Below are 7,930 nucleotides of genomic sequence, written 5' to 3'. Positions count from 1 at the left end.
CCCGCGGAGCAATCCCGGAGTGAACACCGAGCCTAGGCGAGGTGCCGACAGGCGGGGCAGAGCCCTTTGCTTACTTTGCCGCTTTTGCAAAGTGACTCGCTGTAAGAGCGAAACCATAAGCCGCCCTTACCTAAATAACGGATATGTACTCAGTCAGCCCTGAAGGTTTCCAGCAGGCAAAAAAAAAGCGGCACACCGACCAAGTGCACCGCAAAAATGCCGTAGAACACAGCAACAACGATTCGGTAAATCCAATCAGTCCAGCAGGGCCAGCGCCTCAGCGGTGGTTTCCTGGATACGTGCCCAGTCGCCGTTCTTGACCCATTCCGGATCCAGCATCCAGCTACCGCCCACGCACATCACATTCTTCAGCGCCATGTAGCTCTTGATATTGGCCGGACCAACACCCCCAGTCGGGCAGAATTTCACTTCGCCAAACGGACCGCCCAACGCCTTGATCGCCGCCACACCACCGCTGACCTCAGCCGGGAACAGCTTGAAGCGGCGATACCCCAGGCCATAACCCTCCATGATCCCGGAAGCATTGCTGATCCCCGGCAACAACGGAATCGAGCTGTGCACCGAAGCTTCCAGCAGGTCACGGGTAATCCCCGGGGTGACAATAAATTGCGAACCAGCCACTTCGGCCGCTTCCAGCATATGACGATCCAGCACGGTACCGGCACCGGTGCACAGCTCCGGACGCTGCTCACGCAGCACCTGGATGGCCTTGAGGCCGAACTGCGAACGCAGGGTCACTTCCAGTGCGGTCAAACCACCGGCAGCCAGGGCATCGGCCAGGGGCAGAATGTCCTGTTCACGGGCAATGGTGATCACCGGCAGGATCCGCGCCTTGGCGCAGAGGCTGTCGATCAAGGCAACTTTGTCCGCCATGGAAACGGTAGGTTGAGGGCTGTTCATCGCGGCTGATCCTTGGCTCATGGGCACCAGTAAATCTCTAAAGTAGGTTGCAAAAACGCGCGTATCGGCATGGCAGCAACGTCGTCACTGGCCAGCGCGGCGCTCAAGGTGGTCAATTTCGAACTGCCGGAAATCGACAGCACGGTGTAGTGGGCGGTGGACAGCAACGCGCGACTCATGGTCAGGCGCTGGTGCGGCACGGTCGGCGCCAGCATCGGCCAGCAACGGCGGCCGCCGTCCGGCTTCAATGCGTCAGCCAGGTTCGGGCTGTTGGGGAACAGCGACGCAGTGTGGCCGTCGTCGCCCATGCCCAGTACCAGCACGTCAATTGCCGGCAACTCGGCCAGCAGGCGATCGGCCTGCTCGGCAGCTTCGTCAAGGGTGGCAGCAACGCTGTACAGGCTCAAAAACTTCGCCTTGGCCGCCGGGCCTTGCAGCAAATACTTTTTCAACAGGCCAGCATTGCTGTCGGCATGTTCCACCGGTACCCAGCGCTCGTCGGCCAGGGTGATGGTCACCTTGGACCAGTCCAGGCCTTGCTTGGCGAGGTTCTGGAAGAACGCCACCGGGCTGCGGCCGCCGGACACCACCAGGGTCGCTTCGCCACGGGCACTGATGGCCGTGCGCAGCTGTTCGGCCACGTCGTTGGCCAGGCCGTCGGCCAGCAGCACCGGGTTGCGGTACTCATGGGCAGTCACGCCCTGAGGCAGTTTCAGTTCAGATATCGCCATACCAAGACCTCCCATCCCGCGTGATCAGTGCAATCGAGCTCATCGGCCCCCAGGAGCCCGCCGCATACGGCTTGGGCGCATCACCGGATTTTTTCCACCCGGCGATCAACTGGTCACACCACTTCCACGCGGCTTCGATTTCATCTTTGCGCACAAACAGGTTCTGGTTGCCGCGCATGACTTCAAGTAACAACCGCTCGTAGGCATCGGGAATCCGCGCGCTGCGATAGGTGTCGGAAAAATTCAGTTGCAGCGGCCCGCTGCGCAGTTGCATGCCCTTGTCCAGGCCCTGCTCCTTGGTCATCACCCGCAAGGAAATACCTTCGTCCGGTTGCAGGCGGATGATCAGTTTGTTGCTGATCTGCAAGCGCTGCTCGGGGGCGAAGATGTAGTGGGACGGTTCCTTGAAATGGATGACGATCTGCGACAGCTTTTGCGGCATGCGCTTGCCGGTGCGCAGGTAGAACGGCACCCCGGCCCAACGCCAGTTACGAATATCGGCCCGCAGGGCGACGAAGGTTTCGGTGTCGCTCTGGGTATTGGAATTCTCTTCTTCCAGGTAACCCGGCACCGGCTTGCCGGCGCTGTAGCCGGCGATGTACTGGCCGCGCACCACCTGGGTGGTCAGGCCGTCCGGGCTGATGGGCGCCAGGGCCTTGAGCACCTTGACCTTCTCGTCACGAATACTGTCGGCAGACAGGTCGGCCGGCGGGTCCATGGCGATCAGGCACAGCAGCTGCAGCAGGTGATTCTGGATCATGTCCCGCAGTTGCCCGGCCTTGTCGAAATAACCCCAGCGACCTTCGATGCCGACCTGCTCGGCCACGGTGATTTCCACGTGGGAGATGTAGTTCTGGTTCCACTGGGTTTCAAACAGGCTGTTGGCAAACCGCAGGGCGATCAGGTTCTGGACCGTTTCTTTGCCCAGGTAGTGGTCGATGCGGTAGGTGCGGTTTTCCGGGAAAAACTGCGCCACGGCGTCGTTGACCTTGCGCGAGGAATCCAGGTCCGAACCGATGGGTTTTTCCAGGACCACCCGGGTGTTTTCCGCCAGGCCGACCTTGGAGAGGTTTTCGCAGATCGCGCCGTACACCGCCGCCGGGGTGGCGAAGTAGGCAATCAGGCGTTGTTCGGTGCCGGCGTTTTCTGCCAGGGCGACATAGTCGTCGGCCTTCAGGAAGTCGACGTGCAGGTACGTCAGGCGGGCCAGGAAACGCTGGGCGACGGTTTCATCCAGTTCCTTGCCAACGTAGCTGCGCAGTTCTTTTTCGATGTGGGCCAGGTGCTGTTGCTCGGAACCGGCCTCACGGGCCAGGGCCAGGATGCGTGTGTCTTCGTGCAGGAGGCCCGCACCATCGAGTTGATACAGGGCAGGAAATAACTTGCGCAGCGCCAGATCACCCAAGGCGCCAAACAGGGCAAAGGTGCAGGGTTCTACGGTTATCGAAGGCATGATGTTTGTTCTTTTATCAAGTTAAGCTACAAATACCTTTTTTTAAGGCATCACTCAAGGAAAAATGTAGTAATAACCACAACATTTTCCCGAAAAACGTATTCCGAGTGGTGGTGTTCAACTACCCTCAGTAGGATAGGCCACCGCAAAGGGCCGCTCGTCGATTGGTTGACGACCCTTATTTGCATCGTCGCCCTAAGGAAACATGAATGGACCGCGTGCGAAATCTACTGGAACAGATCCAGAAACGCCTCGATGAACTGAACAAGGCTGAACGTAAAGTCGCCGAGGTCATCCTGCTCAACCCGCAGCAGGCGACCCGCTTCTCTATCGCCGCCCTCGCCCAGGCCGCTTCGGTCAGCGAACCTACGGTGAACCGCTTCTGCCGCTCGTTCGGCGTGAGTGGTTACCCTGAACTTAAATTGCAGCTGGCGCAAAGTCTGGCCAGTGGCGCGGCGTACGTCAGCCGCGCAGTGGAAGCCGATGATAACCCTGAGGCCTACACCCAGAAGATCTTTGGCAGCGCCATCGCGTCCCTCGACAGCGCCTGCCAGGCCCTGGACCCGAACCTGATCAGCAAGGCCGTGGACCTGCTGATCCAGGCCCGGCAGATCCACTTCTTTGGCCTGGGGGCTTCGGCGCCGGTGGCCATGGACGCGCTGCACAAGTTTTTCCGTTTCAACCTGTCGGTCACGGCCCATGCCGACGTGCTGATGCAACGGATGATCGCCTCGGTGGCCCACACCGGGGAGTTGTTCGTGATCATTTCCTACACCGGGCGTACCCGTGAGTTGGTGGAAGTGGCGCGTATCGCGCGGGAGAACGGTGCCTCGGTATTGGGTGTGACCGCCGAGAACTCGCCGCTGGCCAAGGTCAGTACCGTGAGCCTGAACATTCCGCTGCCGGAAGACACCGACATCTACATGCCGATGACGTCGCGGATCATTCAGTTGACGGTGCTGGACGTGCTGGCCACCGGCATGACCTTGCGTCGCGGGGTGGATTTCCAGCCGCATTTGCGCAAGATCAAAGAGAGTTTGAACGACAGTCGGTATCCGGTTGGGGATGAATTCAACTAGGCTCGAATTTCTGCCAGCAGTACCACCGCCATCGCGGGCAAGCCCGCTCCCACATTTGCAATGCACTCCCCTGTGGGAGCCGGGCTTGCCCGCGATGAGGCCATCAGCAACACCGCTAAACCCCGGCCCTGGCCTGCAAACTCAAATGCGCCCTCTCCCCCGGCGCCAGACTCGCCCCGGCCATCGCCGACTCCACGCACACAAACCCCGAAGCCTCGTTGAAACTCACCCCCAGCAACGGCCGGCTCCCTGGATGCCACACCACTGTGTCGGCACTCTCGCCGGTATCGATGCACAATTCGCGCTGCCAGGCATGGTCCTTGAGGTGCAACTCACCCTCGTGCTGGAACACCCGCTGACAGCCGCCATCGACCCGTAACTCACCTTCCTGCTGGCAAGCCTGGCGGTTGAGCTGATCGTAACCTTGCGCCCCATCGAGCCCAGACAGCGCTATCTCACCGACGTTGCCAATCCGCCAATAGGCGTGCAAAGCATGGCTCAACTGGCACGGCAGTTCGTCCTGGTGCTCGGTGGCCAGGCGCAGTTCCAGGGTTTCCCCCAGGTGTGCATGCAGGTCCACCTGCCAATCGCATAGCTGCAATTGCCAGTGCAAACGTACACCGTCGTCGTCAGTGCTGCTGTCCAGCAGTTTCCAGTCGATCAGCCGTGCCCAGCCATGGGACGGCCAGGCGTTTTCGCTGGGATGACGGCCATACCACGGCCAGCACACCGGCACGCCGCCACGAATGGCGCCGACCTGCGGCCACTTGGCCGCGCACCACAGCCAGGGTTTCTGGCCCTTGGGCTGAAAGTGCAGCAATTGCGCGCCCTGGCGACTGAACACCGCCTGGCAGAGCGGGTGATCGATCACCAACACGTCGCGCATCTGAAAGCGCTCCCAGGCGAATACCGGTCGCTCCCGCAGGGATTTGAAAAAGCGTTGCAGCGGATGCTCATGCATGTGCCACGGTCCTGAATAGCGTTGTAGGAGCTGGCTTGCCTGCGATGCGGGCCCCACGGTGTATCAGAGGCACCGAGGCGATGCCATCGCAGGCAAGCCAGCTCCCACACAAAAAAAAGCGGATAGCCATGGCTACCCGCAAAATGCGCACAGAGAGAAGGAGCTTATCGCAACAACGTTAGAACGTAGACTGAATTTTCAGGCCCGCGACGACTGCGTTGTCGACCTGCTTCACGCCGCCTGGGTTGGCGATGTATTGCAGGTTAGGACGCACGGTCAGCCAGTTGGTGACGTGGAAGCCGTAGTTCAGTTCGACGTTGTATTCAGTGTTACGCAGTGGCGCGTAACCCGATTGGTCGTAGTCGGTGAAACCGCCAGCGGCATTGAGCAACTCGGCGTTTTTCTTCACGTCACTGTTGGCGTGGATGCGGGAGACACCGATACCCACGTCATCTTTGGTACGTGCGTCGAATGGGCCCTTATACACAAGCATCAGCGACTGGTAGTTGTCGACCAGGTTGGTGTCTTTGTCGTGGAAGGTGACGTTGGCCGCGATGTTCAAGCCGCGGGAAGCATCGCCATTGTGGGTGGTGAGCTGCTGTTGCAGAACGCCCCAGTAACCGCTTTTGCTGCTGCGAACACGGAAGGCCGCGCCGGTGGTGCCAGCGTCGTTACCGTTGACGTCTTCACGTACGTCGGTAGCGTCGGCGGTGCTCTTGTAGTAACCCACACGGTATTCGCCCGGCAGGCCATTGACCTTGGGCGACCAGACCAATTCCACCGGCAATACGGTGCCCTTGGTACCGCTGCCGCTGAGTTTGAAGCCGTTGCCGTGCTCCAGCTGCGACGGGTTCTGGTTGTACGCACCGATTTGCGCATACAGCTCAGGCGTGATGTTGTACTTCACGCGGATAGCCGCCTGGCTGACTGGCCAGTTGTACCAGGTGTTTACATAGTTACCGACCTGGGAGCCGCAGAACGACAGGTTCTGGAAGTCGCACGGGAAGGTGTTGAAGTCTTCGCCTTCACCGAAGTAACCGAGTTTCACGTCCAGCTTGTTGTCGAACATCTGGTGCTGAATCCAGAACTGCGTCAGACGCACCATGTGGCCACGGCCATCGACTTCTTGAGACGAACTCAAGGTGCCGGCACGCGGGTCACCGATACGGTCGTTGGAGATGTTCGCGCCATTACGATTGGTCAACTGGATCTTGGCCTGGGTGTTGCTCCAGCCCCACAGCTTGTCCAGGTCCAGTGCTACGCCCAGACCGAACTGGTCAGCGTAACGGGCAGTTTTGTCGTTGTTGTAGCCACCGCTGAGGTTGCCACCGACTTCACCAACGTAATCCGCCTTGATGTCGATACCTTGCTCGATCAGCTTGGTACGCTCACCGCCCCAATCGCCGGTCATCCACTTGGAATCGGAGCTGAATGCATCGGCCGCCATCGCATTGGCGGACAATACCAGGGCTGCTGCTGCTGACAGTTGGCAGATCAGCCGGGTGTTGTTGTGTTGCTTTTTCATCCCTACATCCTCGTCTTTATTGTTATTAACTGTTTTTATCTAACGCGGTTTACTTCTTTGTCCTTAGGTCCCCGACAGGAGCGTGCCCGCTCCTGCCATTCAACGTCCCTTGAATTGAGCGACGTTGTCGGCACGGTCCTGTGCGGGCAACGAAGCGGCAGTGCCCAAACGCTCACCGGTCTTGGCGTCGAACAGCAACACCTTGGCCGGATCGAACTGCAAGGTCAGGGTCTCGCCCACCTGTGGCGCCACATCAGGCGCAAGGCGGCAGCAGACCTTGGTGTCATTGATTTGCACGAACACCAGAGTGTCCGGCCCCGTCGGCTCGGTGACTTGCACCTCGGCCCGAATGGTCGGTGCGCCGGTAGCTTCGGCGGCGGCCAGCACGATCTGCTCCGGGCGCAGGCCCAGGATCACTTCGCGGTCTTCAAGGCCTGCATCGCTCATGTTCAACGGCAATTCACAACGGGCCTGGCCGCTGTCCAGCAACGCCACCAGGCGGCCGTCCTTGCGTTGCAGGCGCAGTGGAATGAAGTTCATCGGCGGCGAACCGATAAAGCTGGCCACGAACAGGTTGGCCGGGTCGTTGTAGATTTCTTTCGGCGTACCGAACTGTTGGATGATGCCGTCCTTCATCACCGCCACTTTGTCGCCCAGGGTCATCGCTTCGATCTGATCGTGGGTGACGTAGACGGTGGTGGTTTTCAGACGCTGGTGCATCAACTTCATTTCGGTACGCATCTCGACCCGCAGCTTGGCGTCGAGGTTGGACAGCGGTTCGTCGAACAGGTAGATCTTCGGGCGACGCGCCAGTGCACGGCCCATGGCCACACGCTGTTGCTGGCCGCCGGAAAGCTGGCCCGGCTTGCGATTGAGCAGGTGCTCGATCTGCAGCAGCTTGGCCACCCGCGCCACTTCTTCGTCGATGGCCGCCTGGGGCATCTTGCGAATCTTCAGGCCGAACTCGATGTTCTCGCGCACGCTCATGGTCGGGTACAGCGCGTAGGACTGGAACACCATCGCGATGTCGCGATCCTTGGGGCTCATGCCGCTGACGTCCTGGTCGCCGATCATGATCGCGCCGCCAGTGATGTTTTCCAGGCCGGCGATGCAGTTCATCAGGGTCGATTTGCCGCAACCCGAAGGCCCGACCAGGATCAGGAACTCACCTTCCTTGATCGACAGTTCGATGTTCTTCAGGGTGTCCGGCAGGCCGGCACCGTAGGTCTTGTTTACGTTACGAAGTTCAAGCGTTGCCAT

7 protein-coding genes are annotated in these 7,930 nt (G+C 59.9%); 1 reads left to right on the top strand and 6 read right to left on the bottom strand.

Annotation, left to right across the window (positions count from 1 at the left end; translation table 11 throughout):
* Window positions 1-255: 255 nt before the first annotated feature.
* The 3 genes from HX875_RS32155 to zwf are packed head-to-tail and all read right to left on the bottom strand — an operon-like array spanning window position 256 to window position 3,105.
* On the bottom strand, window positions 256-921 hold the full coding sequence (locus HX875_RS32155; protein ID WP_003213027.1) for a bifunctional 4-hydroxy-2-oxoglutarate aldolase/2-dehydro-3-deoxy-phosphogluconate aldolase: 666 nt from the start codon (window positions 919-921) through the stop codon (window positions 256-258).
* Between the two features lie 17 nt (window positions 922-938).
* Window positions 939-1,652, bottom strand: coding sequence for a 6-phosphogluconolactonase (pgl, locus tag HX875_RS32150; protein ID WP_177048961.1), 714 nt, complete (start codon window positions 1,650-1,652; stop codon window positions 939-941).
* The gene (gene zwf / locus HX875_RS32145) at window positions 1,639-3,105 is read right to left on the bottom strand and encodes a glucose-6-phosphate dehydrogenase (RefSeq protein WP_063027707.1); all 1,467 of its coding nucleotides are present in this window, start codon (window positions 3,103-3,105) and stop codon (window positions 1,639-1,641) included. The genes pgl and zwf overlap by 14 nt, the downstream gene beginning before the upstream one ends.
* A gap of 218 nt (window positions 3,106-3,323) precedes the next feature.
* Between zwf and HX875_RS32140 the strand changes: the two genes are divergently transcribed.
* Window positions 3,324-4,184: a MurR/RpiR family transcriptional regulator gene (locus tag HX875_RS32140; RefSeq protein WP_172834605.1), complete on the top strand. Its 861-nt coding sequence runs from the start codon at window positions 3,324-3,326 to the stop codon at window positions 4,182-4,184.
* Window positions 4,185-4,299: 115 nt separating this feature from the next.
* Here the strand turns inward: HX875_RS32140 and HX875_RS32135 are convergent, their stop codons facing one another.
* From HX875_RS32135 to HX875_RS32125, 3 genes are all read right to left on the bottom strand, one after another.
* Window positions 4,300-5,145 carry a D-hexose-6-phosphate mutarotase gene (locus HX875_RS32135; RefSeq protein WP_177048960.1) on the bottom strand — a complete coding sequence of 282 codons (846 nt, stop codon included), beginning with the start codon at window positions 5,143-5,145 and terminating at the stop codon, window positions 4,300-4,302.
* A gap of 178 nt (window positions 5,146-5,323) precedes the next feature.
* Window positions 5,324-6,670: a carbohydrate porin gene (locus HX875_RS32130; protein WP_010169863.1), complete on the bottom strand. Its 1,347-nt coding sequence runs from the start codon at window positions 6,668-6,670 to the stop codon at window positions 5,324-5,326.
* A gap of 99 nt (window positions 6,671-6,769) precedes the next feature.
* Complete coding sequence (locus tag HX875_RS32125; RefSeq protein ID WP_177048959.1) at window positions 6,770-7,930, bottom strand: ABC transporter ATP-binding protein; 1,161 nt, start codon at window positions 7,928-7,930, stop codon at window positions 6,770-6,772.

Origin of the sequence: Pseudomonas yamanorum (assembly GCF_013386765.1) — a bacterium.
Lineage (GTDB): Bacteria > Pseudomonadota > Gammaproteobacteria > Pseudomonadales > Pseudomonadaceae > Aquipseudomonas > Aquipseudomonas yamanorum_A.
This window is presented reverse-complemented; position numbering and strand designations above follow the sequence as displayed.